General features: G+C 62.9%; 11 protein-coding genes. 7 read left to right on the top strand and 4 right to left on the bottom strand.

The features are described from left to right. The first annotated feature begins 825 nt into the window (after positions 1–825). The 3 genes from HBF24_RS16175 to HBF24_RS16185 are packed head-to-tail and all read left to right on the top strand — an operon-like array spanning position 826 to position 3,491. Positions 826–2,439, top strand: a complete 1,614-nt coding sequence (locus HBF24_RS16175; protein WP_206064396.1) for an ExeA family protein — start codon at positions 826–828, stop codon at positions 2,437–2,439. 9 nt (positions 2,440–2,448) lie between these two features. Further along, positions 2,449–3,132, top strand: a complete 684-nt coding sequence (locus tag HBF24_RS16180; RefSeq protein ID WP_167175335.1) for a rhomboid family intramembrane serine protease — start codon at positions 2,449–2,451, stop codon at positions 3,130–3,132. Between the two features lie 32 nt (positions 3,133–3,164). Further along, positions 3,165–3,491: a DUF1820 family protein gene (locus tag HBF24_RS16185; RefSeq protein ID WP_167175338.1), complete on the top strand. Its 327-nt coding sequence runs from the start codon at positions 3,165–3,167 to the stop codon at positions 3,489–3,491. A 6-nt stretch (positions 3,492–3,497) separates the two neighbouring features. Here the strand turns inward: HBF24_RS16185 and HBF24_RS16190 are convergent, their stop codons facing one another. The 3 genes from HBF24_RS16190 to HBF24_RS16200 form a co-directional block, all read right to left on the bottom strand. After that, positions 3,498–4,316: a BPSS1780 family membrane protein gene (locus HBF24_RS16190; protein ID WP_167175341.1), complete on the bottom strand. Its 819-nt coding sequence runs from the start codon at positions 4,314–4,316 to the stop codon at positions 3,498–3,500. Positions 4,317–4,404: 88 nt separating this feature from the next. Then, positions 4,405–5,112, bottom strand: a complete 708-nt coding sequence (locus HBF24_RS16195) for a glutamine amidotransferase (protein ID WP_167175344.1) — start codon at positions 5,110–5,112, stop codon at positions 4,405–4,407. Positions 5,113–5,137: 25 nt separating this feature from the next. Then, complete coding sequence (locus HBF24_RS16200) at positions 5,138–6,970, bottom strand: GspE/PulE family protein (protein ID WP_167175347.1); 1,833 nt, start codon at positions 6,968–6,970, stop codon at positions 5,138–5,140. A 120-nt stretch (positions 6,971–7,090) separates the two neighbouring features. Between HBF24_RS16200 and glyQ the strand changes: the two genes are divergently transcribed. Beyond that, positions 7,091–8,011 (top strand): glycine--tRNA ligase subunit alpha, encoded by a 921-nt coding sequence (gene glyQ, locus HBF24_RS16205; RefSeq protein ID WP_167175350.1) that lies wholly within the window; start codon positions 7,091–7,093, stop codon positions 8,009–8,011. Continuing rightward, the gene (gene glyS, locus HBF24_RS16210; protein WP_167175353.1) at positions 8,004–10,142 is read left to right on the top strand and encodes a glycine--tRNA ligase subunit beta; all 2,139 of its coding nucleotides are present in this window, start codon (positions 8,004–8,006) and stop codon (positions 10,140–10,142) included. Before glyQ ends, glyS begins: the two co-directional genes overlap by 8 nt. A gap of 85 nt (positions 10,143–10,227) precedes the next feature. Here the strand turns inward: glyS and HBF24_RS16215 are convergent, their stop codons facing one another. Beyond that, complete coding sequence (locus HBF24_RS16215) at positions 10,228–10,890, bottom strand: helix-turn-helix transcriptional regulator (protein WP_167175355.1); 663 nt, start codon at positions 10,888–10,890, stop codon at positions 10,228–10,230. Between the two features lie 1,085 nt (positions 10,891–11,975). Between HBF24_RS16215 and HBF24_RS16220 the strand changes: the two genes are divergently transcribed. Then, a complete protein-coding gene (locus HBF24_RS16220) occupies positions 11,976–14,987 on the top strand; it encodes a TonB-dependent receptor (protein WP_167175359.1) in 3,012 nt (1,003 codons plus the stop codon). Positions 14,988–15,536: 549 nt separating this feature from the next. After that, positions 15,537–18,587, top strand: coding sequence for a TonB-dependent receptor (locus HBF24_RS16225; RefSeq protein WP_240922641.1), 3,051 nt, complete (start codon positions 15,537–15,539; stop codon positions 18,585–18,587). Positions 18,588–18,611: the final 24 nt, after the last annotated feature.

Raw genomic sequence — 18,611 nt, forward strand, 5'->3', positions numbered from 1 at the left:
CAGCAGTGAAACGTGTCCGCGCCGATGGTAGTGTGGCTCAAGCCATGCAAGAGTAGGTCACCGCCAGGGACCTTTTACAGCAACACCCCCAAGCTCACGCTTGGGGGTGTTTTGCTATGCGCCAAAGGAAAACTCCCCCACCAGGTCACCGCGACCCCGGCCGGCCACCGGTGGCGGACCGAGCCCCCCTCGCGATCACCTGCTTGCAGGGTAGCGGACCGCTGCACCGGGGCAGTGCTTGACCCAGGGTGGGCCCAGCGGGGCCAGATTGTCTTTATCGTCGGCCAAGATGTCGCCTTTGAGTGCGAACGAGTCCTCATAAACGACAGAGTGAATGCTCTGCTTGGCACCTGAATATCAGCGCTGGAGTGGACCGCGACGACCGCGGTCAGGCGCGGAGGCGGTAGGACGGCTACGACGGCAAGGTCCATCCGTGGGCCGCCGGCAACATCTGCGGCCGCGAGTGGTGACTGTGGTTGCATCACCATGCCGGCGGGGGATGCGTGGACGCACGTGCTCTGACCTGGGCTGATCGTCGGTGGCTATGCATCACGTGCCGAAAATGGGGCAAAATTCTCTTAAACCCGCTCATCGTTGCGTTGAATGTAGCCGACGGCAAATCGGACGCGGTGTTGCATGAAGCACTCGCCGGAACAGATCCAGGTCAAGCACCCCGCCGCCGATTCAGCTCTGGAGCGACGGTACAGGCGGTCAATACTCCTGCTGACAGGCTGCTAGCTGAGCTTGCGTGGCAAGCCTGGTGCGGATTAGCCGACGCCATAGAGGCAATGTCTTGTGCGATGCAACGAAGTTCGCCCGCAGCACATGCTTCTCCGTTACAGTAGCGCCATGTACTTTGACAGTTTCGGCTTGCGTGAGGCGCCGTTCGCGGCGGCGCCAGACACGCGCTTCGCCTATCTTCCTGCCGCTACGCAGACCTCGCTGGACCGCCTGCAGCAGGAGGTGATGGCCGGCAGCGGTGGCATACTGCTGCTTACAGGTGAATATGGCAGCGGCAAGACGCTGCTGTCGCAACTGCTGCTGCAGCGACTGGAAGAGCGCTCCGTGCGCGTGGCCCGAGTGCTCAATCCCGGACTCAGCGCCGTAGAGCTGGTGCAGACCGTGTGCGATGCGCTGCGGGTGCCGGTGGAGCCGGAGCAGCGCGACAGTGGCAAGTCCCTGGTCGATGCACTCAGCGCCTTCCTGATGGATATCTATGCCCAGGGACAGCGTGTGCTGCTGGTGGTCGATGAGGCACAGAATCTTTCCGATGAGGCGCTGGAACAGCTGCGCTTGCTGACCAATCTGGAGACGCCTGCGCACAAGTTGATTCACGTTCTGCTGTTGGCAGGACCCACGTTCGAGGCTCGGCTCCAGGGCAGTGCGTTGCAACCGTTGGCACAGCGCGTGGCCGTGCATGAACGCCTTGAGCCGCTGTCGGCGGCCGACGCCGACGCTTACGTGCGTCACCGCCTGGAGATCGCTGGCGGCACGCAATCGCCATTTTCGCGGCTGGCGCTGCGGGTGCTGTATCGCTACAGTCGCGGCCAGCCCCGCCTGATCAACCGAATGGCTGATCGGGCCCTGCATCGTGCTGCCGCGGCTGGCGAAAGCGTGGTCGGTGAGCGTTTGATGCAGCAGGTGGCTCGCGAGTGCCTGCAGGGACGCATGCGTTATACGCTGCAACGCTATCGTTGGTGGGCCTCGGCCCTGTTGGGCATGCTGGTGGTGGTGCTGGTGGTGGTGCTGTGGCCGAGGCCGGCGCCGCCTCCGGTCAAGCCTGTGGTGGACCCTGATCTGGCGGTGACCCAGGCTTCGCAGGCGCTGGCCAAGTCGCTTCCGCCCGCTCCCACGGCCAAATTGCTGGCCTGGAGCGAGCTGCTGGCGCGCTGGCAGGTGGGATCGGAGGATGTCTCGGTGTCCGCGGCAGCCCGTTGCACAGCACAGATCTTTCCCGGGTTTGACTGCGTGGGGGGAACCGGCTCGCTGGACCAGCTCAAGCGCTTCGATCGCCCTTTGATTCTTGAGCTGGATGTCGCTGACGGAACACGTGACGTGTTATTGCTTGGAGTCGGCCGACACAACGTGCGTCTGGACATCGGCCCGCGCGATGTCACGGTATCGCGCAAGGCGTTGAAACTGCTCTGGCACGGGCGGTTCTATGCACCTTGCCGGCTGCCGACCTGGATGCCGCCGTCGGTCAAACGCGGCGACGCCGGCAAGGCTGTAGCCTGGGTCAGCGAGCGTCTGGAACGTCTGGACAGCAATACCGATAGCGCCTATCGCCCAGCATTGTTCGATGCCCAAATGGAAGCTCGTGTACGCAAGGTGCAACAGGCGTTTGGCATTCCCGCCGACGGCATCGTCGGCCCGGAAACGCTGTTTGCCCTATCGTCGCTGTCACCGGACGGCCCGCATCTGGCGCGGAACGTGGACTGATTGGCGCCGATGTTCGTCCAGGTAGACACGAGGCGCCGTCAACGCTGGTACTGGGCCACTGGCGTGTTGGTGGTGGCGTGTGTCTCCTGCTTCATGGTGCTGGCGCTGAGCCCGGCCGCGGAACAGCTGTCGCTGGTGATGCGCTGGGGCGCCATTCCAGCGCGCCTGTTTTCACTGGATCGTCCTTGGTGGACGCACATCACGCGCGGCGACGTGGTCACCCTGGCCACGGCCCTGTTCATTCACGTGGCCTGGGTGCATCTTCTGAGCAACCTGATGTTCCTGGTCATCTTCGGCCTGTCATCCGAGCGCGCCCTGGGCTCACCCCGCTTCCTGGTGCTGTTCCTGTTTGGCGGCACTTTCGCCAACCTCGTCGGCGCCATCACCCTGGCGGGCGTACACGCGCCCATCATTGGCTGTAGTGGCGCGGTGTCGGCTGTGGTGGGCGCTTACCTGGCGCTGTTTCCGCGGGCGCGGCTGGGGCTGGTGTTACCGCTGGGGCTGTTTCTGGAGTTCGTGCGGGTGCCGGCGTCCCTATTGATCGGCATCTGGGTGTTGCTGCAATTGATGTTCACCTACGCCGGCCCCGGTTTTGGCGCCGTGGTCTGGTGGTGTCACATCGCCGGCTTCCTGTTTGGCGTGGTGTTTGCGCTTGTATCGCGTGGTGCGGTGATGCGGCGCATGCGCGGCTAGAGCTTTTGCGTCACACATCGGACAATGGGGATATGTCCGAGAAAACGCTTTACAAGATTACCTTCCTGCACCTGGGCAAAAGCTATGAGCTGTACGCGCGCCATGTCGCGTCCAGCCACCTGTGGGGCTTCACCGAGGTTGGCGAGCTGGTGTTTGCCGAGGCCGACAGTCTGGTCGTCGATCCTACCGAGGAGCGCTTGCGCGAGGAGTTCGCCGATACCCAGACCCTGCATTTGCCGATGCAGGCAATCGTGCGCATTGAGCAAGTACGCAAGAAGGGCGCCATGGCCATCCGCGACGCCACCGGTGGCGACAAGGTGACACCATTTCCGATGCCACCCGGCCGTCCGCGCGGCTGACCCGGTTCAGGCTTCGAACGAGGGCGGCGGAGGTGGCGCGCTGGCGTCGGGCGCGGTGCCGTGATCATCGGTGGCTGCGTCTGGCCCGCCGTAGAGATCGCTGTAGGCGAAATACAGCGTCGGACCCAGCAGCGTGTAAAGCACGGCATTGGCGACAAATTGCGCTATCAGGCTGGAGCCCAGGACGTAGAACACCACCACCGGTATGAACATGCACAGGAACAGCGCCAAACCGGTCAGAAGCCAGGCGCCCCAATGCCGGCGCACGGTGCGAAAGCTTTCGGCCATGGCCTGCATCGCCGGCTTGCGATCCAGGCCCACGCGCGGAATGGCCAGCGCGGCAAAGGCATAGCCGATCAGCGCAATAATCACCGCGACTATTATCCAGCCCAGGAAACCCGGCCCGATGTACTGGGTGAGGTTCTGCATCAGTTCAGACGGGTTTGACTCCAGGCTCTTGAGGTCCACGCCCGCACGGGTCAGGCGTGCGCTGACGGCACCGACCAGCACCATGCCGGCCACGATCTGGCTGAGGATGACCGGCAGGCACAGTGCAATGCCTCCGCCGGCGCGTTGCTCGGCAAACAGCTGGAAAAGCTGACCGATCTGCGGCTTGCGCCCGGCCGTCGCGTCACGCGTGGCGATGACACTGCCGGCGACCAGTGCCGGTCCCAGGATGGCAATCGCCAGACCGCCCAGCAGCGGCACCAGTGCGATCGCCGAGACGATCAAGCCCATCACCGGGAAGATGCCCGGATACTTGCGAGCCATGCCCAGTGCCTGTCCCACCCAGTGCCAGCCTTGGCCGGCGCGTACTTTGGCCATGGAGCGTGTTCCTCTAGCGTTAGCGCGTGCGTCAGATGCGCAAATCCTAGCATCCGGGGCGCCGCTTCGGGCGCGTGCCCGGACAAAGCTATAGCCGTGCGAAACGGTGTAGCAGACGGCGCGCCCAGGGCGTGGGGCGGGTGGCGCGCAGCAGGCAGTCGGGAACCTGGCCCTCTTCGCGCAGTCCATCGCGGCGCAGCTTGATGTAATCGCGAATCACCGCCACGCTCATCTCCGGGTGGAACTGCGTGGACATGGCGTGCGGTGCATAACGCACGATGTGGTGATGTTCGCGCCGCGAGCGGGCCAGTACCTGCGCACTGTCCGGTGCCTTGCAGACGGTCTGGCTGTGCGTGGTGTGGCCGTAGAACTGCCTTGGAAAGCCGCGCAACAGTGGATCGTCATCGATCGCTTCCAGCAGCTCGATGCGTTTGGTGCCCATCTCGCGCGGACCGTCCAGCCAGTCGATCTGGCCACCCAATGCGCGGCACATCAGCTGGTGGCCGAAACACACGCCGAACATCGGGCGTTTGGCCTTGAATGCTTCCATCAACCAGTCGCTGACCGGGTCGACCCAGTCGGGTGGATCGGTCAGCATTGCCGATGAACCGGTCACCAGCACGCGCTCGACCTCGGCCAGGGCCGGGAGCGGCTGCCCGGCGCCGACATCGACGGTTTGCACCTGATCGCGACGACATCGGGTCGCCAAGCGGAACCAGTGATCGAAATCACCGTGTCGGGCGCGGATCGGGTCGGGGGTATGGCCGGTCTGGATGATCAATAGCGGGCAGCTCATGGCCTTGAGCCTAGGCCCGCTACCGTCAAGAGGACGTTGTCAGCGCGTCGGCGCCGCGATCACCTGGTGGTAGCACGGTGAGCACTTCGCTCACCGTGGTCAGGCCGCGCGCCACCTGGGCGGCGGCCGAAATGCGCAGCGGCTTCAGGCCCTCGGCCAGCGCGGTTCGCGCCAGGGCGTCCAGGTCCATCTGCGCGGTGATCAGGCTGCGCAGACGCGGTGTCAGATGCAGCATTTCATAGACACCGGTGCGGCCCAGAAAGCCCGTATTGCGGCACTCCAGGCAACCCACCGGCTCGTAGACCTGTTCGGGGCAGGGTACCTCCCAGCCATGGGTCAGCACCGACCAGGACTGCGCATCCTGCTTGGTAGCGCGTTTGCAGTGCGGGCAAAGCGTGCGCACCAGGCGCTGGGCGACGATGCCGGTCAGCGTGGAGTGGATCAGGTAGTGCGGCACGCCCAGGTCGAGCAGGCGCGTCAGCGCGCTGGGCGCATCATTGGTATGCAGCGTCGACAGCACCAGATGGCCGGTCAGCGAGGCCTGCACTGCCATCTGCGCGGTTTCCAGGTCGCGGATCTCGCCGACCATGATGATGTCAGGATCCTGGCGCAGCAGCGTGCGCACGCCAGCGGCAAAATCCAGGTCGATGGCCGGCTGCACCTGCATCTGGTTGAACTCGGCGCTGACCATTTCGATCGGGTCTTCCACCGTGCACACGTTGAGCTCGGGTCGCGCCAGATGCTTGAGCGTGGAATACAGCGTGGTGGTTTTGCCCGAACCGGTCGGGCCGGTGACCAGCACAATGCCGTGCGGGCGCTCGACCATGTCGCGCCACATCGCGCCCTCGGTCTCGGAAAAGCCCAGCTGGCCGAAATCCTTGACCACGATGTCCGGATCGAAGATGCGCATCACCACCTTCTCGCCGAAAGCGGTGGGCATGGTCGAGATACGCAGTTCCACCTCGCGTCCGCCGGCCGAGCGCGTCTTGATGCGGCCATCCTGCGGACGGCGTTTCTCGGCCACGTCCAGGCGCGAGAGAATCTTCACGCGCGAGGTCACTGCCGTCATCACCGGCGGTGGCAGCTCGAATACCTGATGCATCACGCCATCGATGCGAAAGCGCATGCGTCCGGCATCGCGACGCGGTTCCAGATGGATATCCGAGGCGCGTTGCTCGAAGGCGTATTGCAGCAGCCAGTCGACGATGTGCACCACGTGGCGGTCGTCGGCGCCGATTTCGCCGGTCTTGCCCAGCTCCACCAGCTGCTCGAAATTCATGATCGCCGCGTTGGCGTCATGGCTTTCGGACTTGGCATCGCGGGCCAGCATGATCGAGCGCTGCACGCCGTACAGCTCGGTCAGGTAGCGGTTGATGTCCAGCGGGTTGGCCACCACCAGGCGGATCTCACGGCGCAGCATGTGCGCCAGGTCGAAGGCCCAGCGTTGCTCGAAGGGCTCGCAGGTGGCAAACGTGGTGATGCCGGCGCTGACCTCGACCGGCAGGATGCGATGGCGCTGCGCATAGGCATGGCTGACCGCCTGCGTGACCGAGGCCACGTCGATCTTCATCGGATCGATCTTCAGGTAATCCAGGGCGGCCTTGCGCGCCAGCCATTCGGTGAGCACTTCCACGCTCAACGGGCGGCCTGGATCACGCCGGTTTTCCAGCTTGGCGTTGCCGATCACCACCAGCGGGTGCAGCTCCAGCGTGGATCGGCCCTGACGCTGGCCCAGCCGCACGTGCTTGGCGTCCTCGCCGGTGAGATAACCATCGACCACCAGCGCGGCCAGGGTCTCGTCCAGCTCCAGCCGGCCACGACGGCCGAGAGTGGGCAGCGATTGGGGGCTGGCGGCCATGCGTACCTCGCGGCAAAGTGTCCGTATCGCGCGAAAAACGCCGCCGATCACGCTGCGTGCGGTCGTGGCGAGGTCCGTGCCCGGCTATACTAACGCGCTTTATTCAAGGCCATGGTGATTATGTCCGCGCCCACTTTCCAGGACGTCATCCAGACCCTGAACCGCTATTGGGCGGATCAGGGTTGCGTGCTGCTGCAGCCGCTCGACACCGAGGTCGGCGCCGGCACCTTCCATCCTGCCACCTTCCTGCGCTCGCTCGGTCCCGAGCCGTGGGCCGCGGCCTACGTGCAGCCGTGCCGTCGGCCCACCGATGGCCGCTACGGCGACAACCCCAACCGTCTGCAGCATTACTATCAGTATCAGGTGATGCTCAAGCCCAACCCCGAGAACATCCTCGAGCTGTACATCGGCTCGCTCAAGGCGCTGGGCATCGATCCGCTGGTGCACGACCTGCGTTTTGTCGAGGACAACTGGGAATCGCCGACGCTGGGCGCCTGGGGCCTGGGCTGGGAAGTGTGGCTCAACGGCATGGAAGTGACCCAGTTCACCTACTTCCAGCAGGCCGGCGGCCTGGAGTGCCGGCCGGTCACGGGTGAAATCACCTACGGCCTGGAGCGCCTGGTGATGTACCTGCAGAACGTCGATTCGATCTACGACATCGTCTGGACGCAGGCCCCGCACGGCACCGTCACCTACGGCGATGTGTTCCACCAGAACGAGGTCGAGCAAAGCACCTACAACTTCGAGCACGCCAACGTCGCCGAACTGCTGCACTGGTTCGACGTGTGCGAGGGCGAGGCCGTGAAGCTGATCGATGCCGGCCTGCCGCTGCCGGCCTACGAGCAGGTGATGAAGGCCAGTCACACCTTCAACCTGCTCGATGCGCGCCGCGCCATCAGCGTGACCGAGCGCCAGCGCTACATCCTGCGCGTGCGCACGCTGGCCCGAAGCGTGGCCGAGGCCTATGTCGCCCAGCGCGAAAAGCTGGGCTTTCCCGGCCTGAAATCTGCCGCCAGCAGCAAGGAGACGGCCGATGCGTAAGCAGTCGTTATTGATCGAACTGGGCACCGAAGAGCTGCCGCCCAAGGCGCTGGATACGCTGGCCGAGGCGTTTGCCCGCGGTGTGGTCGATGGCCTGGAAAAGCGCGGCGTACAGGCCGATGTGGCGGCCGCGCGCACGTTTGCCTCGCCGCGCCGTCTGGCCGTACTGGTGCCCGCGGTGGGCGAATCGCAGCCCGAGCAGAGTATCGAGCGCCGTGGCCCGGCGGTGGCCGCCGGTCGCGATGGTGATGGCAAGCCGACCCGCGCGCTGAGTGGGTTTGCCGCCTCCTGTGGTGTCGAGGTCGAGGCGCTGGAGACGCTCGCCACCGACAAGGGCGAATGGTTTGTCTATCGCGCCACCAAGCCGGGCCAGCCGATCGAGGCGCTGGTACCAGAGATTGTGGTCGAGGCGCTGAAGGGCTTGCCGATCCCCAAGCCCATGCGCTGGTCCGATCACGATTACGCCTTCGTGCGTCCCGCGCACTGGCTGGTCATGCTGCACGGCGAAACGGTGATCGAAGGCCGTGTACTGGGTCTGGATGCCGGCCGCGTGACGCATGGACATCGCTTCCATCACCCGCAAGGCTTCACCCTGCGTGATGCCGACAGCTATCTGGAGGCCATGCGCGAGATATATGTGCTGGCCGATCCGGCCGAGCGCCGTCAGCGCGTACGTGACGAAGTAGCGCGCGTGGCCAAGCAGACCGGCGGCGTGCCGCAGCTTTCCGACGCCCTGGTCGACGAGATCACCAATCTCAACGAGTGGCCGGTGGGCATTGCCGGCGCCTTCGACCGCGCCTTCCTGGCAGTGCCGCCTGAAGCGTTGGTCACCACCATGGAAGCCAACCAGAAATTTGTGCCGGTGTTCGACGATGCCGGCAAACTCAGCGAGCATTTCATCGGCCTGGCCAACATCGAAAGCCGCGATCCTGCCGAAATTGCCAAGGGCTACGAGCGCGTCATCCGTCCGCGCTTTGCCGACGCCAAATTCTTCTGGGACGAAGACCTGAAAACGCCGCTGGCCGACTATCAGGCAACGCTCAAGAACGTCACCTATCAGCAGCAGCTGGGTTCGCTGTGGGACAAGACCGTGCGCGTGGCCGAACTGGCCCGCGTGGTCGCGAATCGGGTCGGAGTCGATGCCGGCGAGGCGACGCGCGCGGCGGCGCTGTCCAAGTGCGATCTGATGACGCGCATGGTCGGTGAATTCCCTGAGCTTCAGGGTGTGATGGGCCGTTATTACGCCAATGCCCAAGGCGAAAGCGCCGAGGTCGCCGCCGCGCTGGATGAGGGTTACCAGCCACGGTTTGCCGGTGACGCCATTGCTGCCGGCGCTGTCGGGCGCGTGCTGGCCGTGGCCGAGCGCCTGGATACGCTGGCCGGCATCTTCGCCGTGGGTTTGAAGCCATCGGGCAACAAGGACCCGTTCGCGCTGCGCCGTGCCGCGCTGGGCCTGGCACGTACGCTGGTCGAAGCGAATCTGTCGCTGGACCTGCGGGCCGCTTTTGCCGAAGCGCTGGAGCTATTGCCCGAAGCCGCCCTGGTCGCGGGCGTGAAGCCGGCGAAGAAGGGGGCCAAGGTCGAGGTCGACCTCGGCGCGCGTCGTCAGGCCCTGGCTGACGAGCTGTATGGCTTTGTGCTCGAGCGTTTGCGCGGCTACTACACCGAGCAGGGCATGCCTGCCGGCGCCTTTGATGCCGTGGCCGCGGTGCAGCCGGCCAGCCTGGCCGATTTTGATCGCCGCCTGCGCGCCGTGCATGCCTTTGCCGACCGCAGCGAGGCCGCCAGCCTGGCGGCCGCCAACAAGCGTGTCGGCAACCTGCTGCGCAAGCAGGCCGAAGAAGTCGGTGAGCAAGCGGTCAGTTTCGATGCAGCCAAAGCCGAAGCCGGTGCCGAGGCCGACCTGGCTGCCGCGCTACAAGCGGCGCGCAGTGAGGCCGATGCGCGGGTGGCCGAAGGCGACTACGCCGGCGCGCTGGCCCGGCTGGCCGCATTGCAGGCGCCGGTCGATCGCTTCTTCGACGAGGTGCTGGTGATGGCCGACGATCCGTCGGTACGCGCCAACCGTCTGGCGTTGCTTGGCTTGCTGCAGCAGCGCTTCCTTGCCATTGCCGATATCGCCCGTCTGTAGCGCCAAGCGCATAACCAGGCGCTTAACACCAATAAAAAAGCCCCGGACATGCCGGGGCTTTTTTATGTTTGTCGGGATACCGAACTCAGCTCGACTGCTGCTCGCGATGGGCGCGAACGCGCTCGGCAATCTTTGTATGCACCTGGCTTAAGCCCTCGGCGCGCTTCAGCGGATCACTCAAGCCCATCAGAGCGTAGATTTCGCCCAGTAGATCCGGAGCGTCGGAAACGGTCAGCCCAGAGTCGGTCAACTCCAGCGTCGATTGCAGCATGCGTACCGCGGCGCTCAGGCGGTTGGCGTCCATCACTTTGCTGCCCGCGCTGACCTTGCTGCTGGCGTCGGAATCGGCGGTGATCTCACGAGCCGTCACGGTCGGGTTGGCTTCGGCGTCGTCCCACATGGCCCCTTCGCCGGCAATCAGCCACAGCAGCGACACGCCAAGCCCGCGCGCCAGCGTCAGGCAGCGCTCGCGTGACGGATCGGAGCGTCCATCGCGCCAGCTACGCACCACCCCTTCGGAAAAACCACAGGTGCGGGCCACCTGGGTCACGCTCCCGCAGGCCTTGATCAGCAGTTTGATGCGATCGGAAAAGCTGGGTAACTCGGCATCATGTGCTCGCCTGTTCGTTGATATGCGTGTTGGCGCGGGTGATTTCATGAACTTCCTGCTCTTTGGCCAAGCGCTCAAGACCAAATTCGACGATGAATTGGTAGTCGCAACATCTTGCGGCATGCGGGGGGTGGGCATGTCAATAGCTCGCTGTGGTGATTGTACGCCCTGCGTGTGGCATTTGTGTCCGCGGCTTGTCAGGCCTGCTTGAGGCACCTCGCGGATGCCATGGCATGCGGCCATGCAGCATCTGGAGGTCTCCGTGCGTGGCCTTTGGTGTAACAGGGTAGCCCGTAAGCGCAAGAATGTACGACAAAGCAGGGGCTCTCTGTGGAAAGTTGTCGAAGTGTATTTGAGGGGCATGTCGCGATCAGAGCTTCTGACAACGTATGCGCAGCGACATGTGGCTGTGGGTCTGTTTTCATGGAGAGCGGCAGGGCCTACTACCCTTCAACGTGCCTGATTGATGTTGCTGTGACTGCAGGTTGCGATGCGTGATCGCTAAGCACAATAAGATCGATGGCGTTGGAGCCGGTGGTGGCAAGCGGCACACCTTGGAGGCGGACCGTAACAAGTTGACAATGCTTTGATATCGTCTTAACTTTTCTTCAAGGTTGCGCTGTGCCGGGGGGCACTGTGCCGGGGAGGAGTCATATACGACTCCTATGTTTAGAGGGGGCATCAATTGACGCTTTTCGCGTCGCACTCCATCCTTTTGATTGGCCATTAGGCTGCGCCGCAATGACGCCACTGTGGCGCGTTGGCATGTCAACCTCAGGGTGCTCGGACGGCTCGTAGCCGAGCCGGGTTCGTCTGAAAGGTTATCCCGCTCTTTGTACCTCGCCGACCTGCGAGTACAACAAGAAAACCGGGCTCTACGCGCCCGGTGCACTCCTCAGATCTTGCCGCCGGCCCTCCACCGGCGGCTTTCTTTTTTGCGCTGCATATAGCGGTCTGTGACAGTAAGCGCGAATGTTAAATTTTCAGTTGACAGTTTCGCGGCAAAAACTGTAGGTTCGATGGTCGGAGTTGACCGGTTCTTTGGTGCACGCCCCTTTGGCAAGCGCGCCGGTCATAGCCTCGGGAGACTGATCAGGCCGTGCGCGGCACGGTCGGGCAGGACGCTTCCCGGGGTTCACATGAAGGAACGGATGGCTTGATCGCTGACCTTTCGGCCGGCGTGGGCCTGTTGTCGTTTTTTTTGATCTGGGGAGATCATCACAATGCGTAGTTTCAGCTTTACCCGTGGGGCGCTGCGTCGCTCCGCCCTGGCTGCTGCCGTGGCCGCCGGTCTGGTAGCCGCTCCTGCGTTCGCGCAGAGCACCTCCGGTGACATCTACGGCACCGCCGCTCCGGCGGCTGGCGAAGTGATCCAAGTGCAGAATCTGGACAACGGCCAGACCCGCCAGATCGCCGTCGACGCCCAGGGCAACTTCCGCGCCCCGTCGCTGCCGATCGGTCACTATGTGGTCAATCTGGTCGTCAATGGCCAGGCCGAAGCCACCCGCAAGGTGAACGTGGTCGCCGGTCAGGCGGTGCAGGTGAACTTTGGCGGTAGCCAGGCCAATGCCCAGGCTGTCACCGGCGTGACCGTGGCCGCCAATTCGCTGCCGCCGATCGACGTGACCAGCACCGAGTCGCGCAGTACGTTCACCGCCGATCAGCTGAACTCGCTGCCGGTGCCGCGTGACGAAGTGTCCGTGTCGCTGCTGGCGCCCAGCGCCGTGCAGGGCGATGGCGCGTTTGGCAACCTGGCTTCGTTCGGTGGCTCCTCGGTGGCCGAGAACAGCTACTACGTCAACGGCTTCAACGTCACCAACCTTTACAACAACCTGTCGTTCTCGCAGATCCCGTATCAGGCGATCGATCAGCTGGACGTGCAGACCGGTGGTTACGGGGCGCAGTACGGCTTCTCCACTGGCGGTGTGACCTCGGTCAACACCAAGCGCGGCACCAATCAGTGGAAGGGCGGCGTCAGCTGGACCACCACGCCGAACTGGGCGCGCGCCAATCGTCCGACCGAGTATCAGAACAACGGTTCGCTGTACCGCACGTACAACAAGAACTCCGATACCGACAACGTCTACACCGCCTGGGTTGGCGGCCCGCTGGTCAAGGACAAACTGTTCTTCTTCGGCCTGGTGCAGAAGGAACAGGAGAACACCACCTCCTACCCATCGGCCACGTCCACTTCGCCGGCAGCACGCAGCGATTACTCGAGCCCGTTCTGGCTGGTCAAGCTGGACTGGAACATCAACGACAACAACATCCTCGAGTACACCGGCTTCGACAACACCAAGCACACCACGAACGACTACTACACGTCGCTCTACGGTGCCGACAACGAGCCGTCTACGGGTGATTTCCTGGGTACGCGCAAGGTCAAGACCGGTGGTCAGACCAACATCTTCAAGTACACCAGCTACCTGACCGACGACCTGACCTTCTCGGCCCAGTGGGGCCGCATGAAGAGCCAGAACTCGACCTACTACATTTCCAACAGCGGCGTGCAGACCAAGTACGACGGCGGCATCAACAGCCAGGTTGGCGGCTGCCCGTACGTGCTGGACTACCGCGACAGCGTGCTGGCCGGCAACACCCCCGCCTACAACTCGTGCTGGATTTCCTCCACCAACGACATTTACGGCGGCCAGGACGAGCGCACCGCATGGCGCGCCGATATCGACTGGCACCTGGGCGACCACGACATCGGTGTCGGCTACAGCGACGAGAAGTGGAATTCCGACGCCGGCCAGACCTACGCCGGTGGCGCGCTGTACTACTACTACACCGGTGCTGACGGCCAGAACGTGGTCGAGAAGGACAACTACCGCACCGGCGGTTCGGTGAAGATCGACCAGAAGTCGTTCTACCTGGAAGACCACTGGCAGGTCACCGATCGCTTCATGGCCTACATGGGTATTCGCAACGACTCGTTCGAGAACAAGAACGGCAATGGCGAAACCTTCGTCAAGCAGGACAATATCTGGCAGCCGCGTCTGGGCTTCTCGTGGGACGTCAACGGCGACTCCTCGCTGAAGGTGTTCGGTTCGGCCGGCCGCTACTCGCTGCCGATCGCCGCCAACGTCGCCCTGCGTGCCGCCAGCGCCTCGTACTTCACCTACCAGACCTTCGACTACTCCAACGTCGACCCGGTCACCGGCACCCCGGCCCTGGGTGCGCCGACCGGTCCGCTGGTGGCCGTCAACGGCGAGGACGGCTCGGTGCCGAACCCGCACTCGGTCAGCGACAAGGATCTGAAGCCGTATTCGCAGGATGAGTACATCCTGGGCTTCAAGAAGCAGATCCAGAGCGACAATGACTTCCTGAACGGCTGGGTGGTCGGCGTCAAGGCAACCTACCGCAAGCTGCGCAACGCCATCGACGATACCTGCGACTGGCGTCCGTTCTACAACTATGGCCAGTCGCTGGGCCTGGACATGGGATCGGACCAGTTCAACCCGCCGTCGGGCACGCCGGGCTGCTTCATCTACAACCCGGGTAGTGCGCTGACCCTGAACCTGGACCTGGATGGCAGCGGCAACGTGCGTGAAGTAACCATTCCGGGTTCGAAGCTGGGTCCGAAGGCCAAGCGCTCGTACCAGGGTCTGGTCTTCAGCGCCAAGAAGAGCACCGACAAGTGGTACGTCGACGCGTCCTACACCTTCGCCAAGAACTACGGCAACACCGAGGGCCTGGTGAAGTCGGACATCGGCCAGACCGATACTGGCACCACGCAGGACTTCGACTATCCGGAGATCGAGTACGGCGCCAACGGCTATCTGCCCAACGATCGTCGCCATACCTTCAAGGTGTACGGCGCCTACAAGTTCACCCCGGAATGGTCCGTGGGCATGAACCTGCTGGTGCAGTCCGGTCGTCCGCAGAGCTGCCTGGGCGGTGGTGAGCCGACCTACGGTATCCCCGGCTACTCCGGTGCCTACTACTACTGCAACGGTCACATGACCAAGCGTGGTGACAATGGCCGTACGCCGTGGATCTGGACGGTCAGCCCGAACGTGATCTACAAGCCGAACTGGGCCAAGGGTCTGACCTTCACCCTGTCGGCGCTGAACATCTTCAACAACGTCAAACCGACCTCGGTCTACGTGACAGGTGAAGAAGCGCGTTCGTCGGGTACCACCACGTACTACAACTCGACCTACCACATTGCCAAGTACTACACGCAGCCGCGTTACTTCCGCCTGCAGGCCGAGTACGACTTCTCGCTGTAAGTCATCAGGTAGATCGTCACCCGGTGCAGGATGCGTCCTGCACCGGGTACCAGCATGGCCACGTCCGATCAGGGCGTGGCTTTTTTGTGCCTGGAAAGGGGCTGCGTGCTGCAGTCGGGTATTCGTGCGAATAGTTTATGCCTGCAGGTTATGTGACATCGCAAGCCGGCATGGATTTTTGTTAGGGCCTTGTATAGCCGGCCGCCCTTCCCGGGGGTAGCCGACCCTTGGCAGGTGCAAGCCGGTTGTCCCGAACCTGCGCGGTTCAGTCAGACTTCAACGTAAATGTATCAGCGGGTTAGCCCAACCTCTTCGATCTCTCTGCCACGGGGTGGGCAAGGGAATAAATAGTTGACAAGTTGTTAAACTCGTCTTAGGTTCAGGTGTAGGCGTCCCTCCCCGGGGGTCGAGGGAGGGCGCCGGAAGATCGTTGGGAGGCGATCGACAACCTTACCAGGGTGATTGAACGCTTCCCGACGCGAGTGATGCACTGGCGACAGTGTCTACGTTTTTGGTGTCCATGTTGAGGCACCATCTGGGGAGCAATTTATGGTTAACCGAAATTCCTTCGCGACCAAGCAGCTGACCCGTTCGGCGCTTGCGCTTGCCATCGGCATGGGCTTCGCGGGCCTTGCCTTTGGTCAGGCAACCACCGGTTCGTTGTTCGGCCAGGCGCCGGCTGGCGACACCGTCACCGTCGTCAACTCGAGCGGCTTGACCCGTACCATGAGTGTTGACGCCAGCGGTCGTTTCTCGTCCAGCTCGCTGCCGGTCGGCACCTACACGGTCACGCTGAAAGATGCCAGTGGCAACGTTGTCGATACGCGCAAGAATGTCACCGTGCACGTGGGCACCGGTACCCAGCTGAGCCTTGGCGGCAACGCCGCCAGCGAAGCCAATGCACAGTCGGTGGCCGGTCTGACCGTCACCGCCAGCGCGCTGCCGTCCATCGATGTGACCAGCACCAACGTGTCCACCGTCGTCACCTCGCAGGAACTGGCCAAGCTGCCGCTGGCCCGTTCGGCCGAGGCTGCCGCGCTGCTGGCACCGGGTGCGGTCGAGGGTAGCGCCTACTTCACCGGTCCGCTGGGTAACCAGCTGGTATCGTTCGGCGGTTCCTCGGTGACCGAGAACGCCTACTACATCAACGGCTTCAACACCACCGATCCGCTCAGCGGCTTCGGCGGCATCGCTTTGCCGTACGGTTCCATCGACCAGGAAGAAGTGCTGACCGGCGGCTATGACGCCAAGTACGGTCGTTCCGATGGCGGCGTGCTGAACATGATCGGCAAGCGCGGCACCAACGAATGGCATTTCGGTGCGCAGGTGCTGTGGACGCCGACTTTTGGTCGTGCCGACAAGAACGATTATTATTACCCGCAGAACACCAGCTCGAGTGCGGGCCAGATCTACAACGCCAACACCAAGGACAAGTCCTGGAATACGACCGAAGACGTCTACGTGGGCGGTCCGCTGATCAAGGACCGGCTGTTCTTCTTCGTGTCGGCCGAGCAGAGCAAGACTAAGGGTCGCCTCACCGGCAGCGTCAACTCGCCTTACACCACCTTCTATACGTACAAGGATCCCAAGGCGTATGTGAAGCTGGACTGGAACATCAACGACAACAACATCCTTGAGTACACGCACGTCACCAACAAGGATCAGTACGAAGGTTCCATCTACAACTACGACTACGACGCCCGCCAGACCACCGACTTCAACAGCTACGACACGTCGACCAAGACCTCGGCGCGTGACGACATCCTGAAGTACACCGGTTACCTGACTGACAGCCTGACCGTGTCGGCGCTGTACGGCAAGCAGAAGATCGATTACTACAACAACACACCGGGTTACGATCCGACCTACGCCTACATCTATCAGGCGGATCAGCAGAATCCGGATATCGCTGGCGCCCCGGGCATCACCAGCCCGAACGCCATTGCGACCCTGGATGACCCGACGCACCATGCCACCAGCGAGAATCTGCGACTGGATGTCAGCTACGTGCTGGGTGATCACACCATTTCGGCTGGTATCGACAACCTGAAGACGCATGACGTCAACGACGGTACCTCGACCTCCGGTCCCGGTTACGCGTGGGAATACAACACCGTTAACCCAGGCAAGCCGATTTCCGATCAGCCGTTCGTCGACGCGCCGGGCGGCTATCCGGGCGGTGTGGGTGCTGACGGCCAGGGCTACTACGTCGCCAAGTACATCTACAGCACCTCGGCCTCGGTGCGCGTCAAGCAGCGTGCCCAGTACCTGCAGGACAACTGGCAGGTCAATGATCGCCTGCTGGTCAAGATTGGTGTGCGTAACGACCAGTTCACCAACTACAACCCGGACGGCAAGCCCTTCCTGAAGCTGACCAGCCCGCAGTGGTCGCCGCGCCTGGGCTTCAGCTGGGATGTGAACGGTGATTCCTCGTTCAAGGTGTTCGGCAACCTGGGTCGCTACTACCTGGCCATGCCGGCCTCGGTGGCACTGCGCTCCGCTGGCGGTTCGCTGTACACCCGTACCTACTACACCTATACCGGTATCGATTCCAACGGCGTGCCGACCGGCCTGACGCCGATCAATACCGTCAACGGTGCCGGCCAGCCGGTCTCGGCCAACGCCGAGTATGGTCAGGCCCCAGACCCGAAGACCGTCGCGTCCAAGAACATCAAGGCCGAGCACCAGGATGAGCTGATGCTGGGCTTCGACAAGAAGCTCAACGCCAACTGGGTATACGGTGCCAACCTGACCTACCGCAAGCTGCGTACTGGCCTGGACGATATCTGCGATGGCGGTGGCATCCTTGACGCCGCTGCGGCCCAGGGTATCAATATCGATGCTAGCAGTGTGCATGGGTGCTACCTGTCCAATCCCGGCGAGACCAACACGTACAACATCGCCAATGGCAATGGTGGTTACACGGCGGTCAAGGTGACCCCGTCGTACTTCGAAAACATGATCAAGATGAAGCGCACCTACACGTCGGTGAACCTGCATCTTGAGCATCCGTTCGACGGCAAGTGGGACTTCCGTGTCGACTACACCTGGTCAATGAGCCGCGGCAACACCGAGGGTCAGGTACGCTCAGATATCGGTCAGGATAATGTCGGTGCCACGGTGGATTGGGATTACGGTTACTTCTCCCATTACTCCAATGGTTACCTGGCCAACGACCGCCGTCATCAGCTGAAGGCGCGTGGTACCTATCAGATCAACCCGGAGTGGATGGTCGGCGCGTTGCTGATGGTCAACTCGGGCATGCCCAAGAGCTGCCTGGGTTACTATGGCCCGTACCAGACCAACCCGACCGGTTACGGCGCCTACTACCATTTCTGCGATGGCAAGCCGTCCAAGCCGGGTGCCGCGGGTCGCAACCCGTGGACCGAACAGCTGAATCTGAACGTGTCCTACCGTCCGGCGTTCGCCGACAACAAGCTGGCGTTCCAGATGTACGTGTATAACGTGCTCGATCAGCAGCGTACACTGCAGACGCGTCCGCGTTATGGCCGTGCCGGTTCGGTCATTTCTGACTATGGCACCACTGTCAGTGCTGAGGCCCCGCGTTACGTGAAGTTTGGTATCACCTACGACTTCTAAGCTCCGGCTTGGGATGTAGCGCAA

It is taken from the genome of Oleiagrimonas sp. C23AA (genome assembly GCF_011759385.1).
GTDB lineage: Bacteria > Pseudomonadota > Gammaproteobacteria > Xanthomonadales > Rhodanobacteraceae > Oleiagrimonas.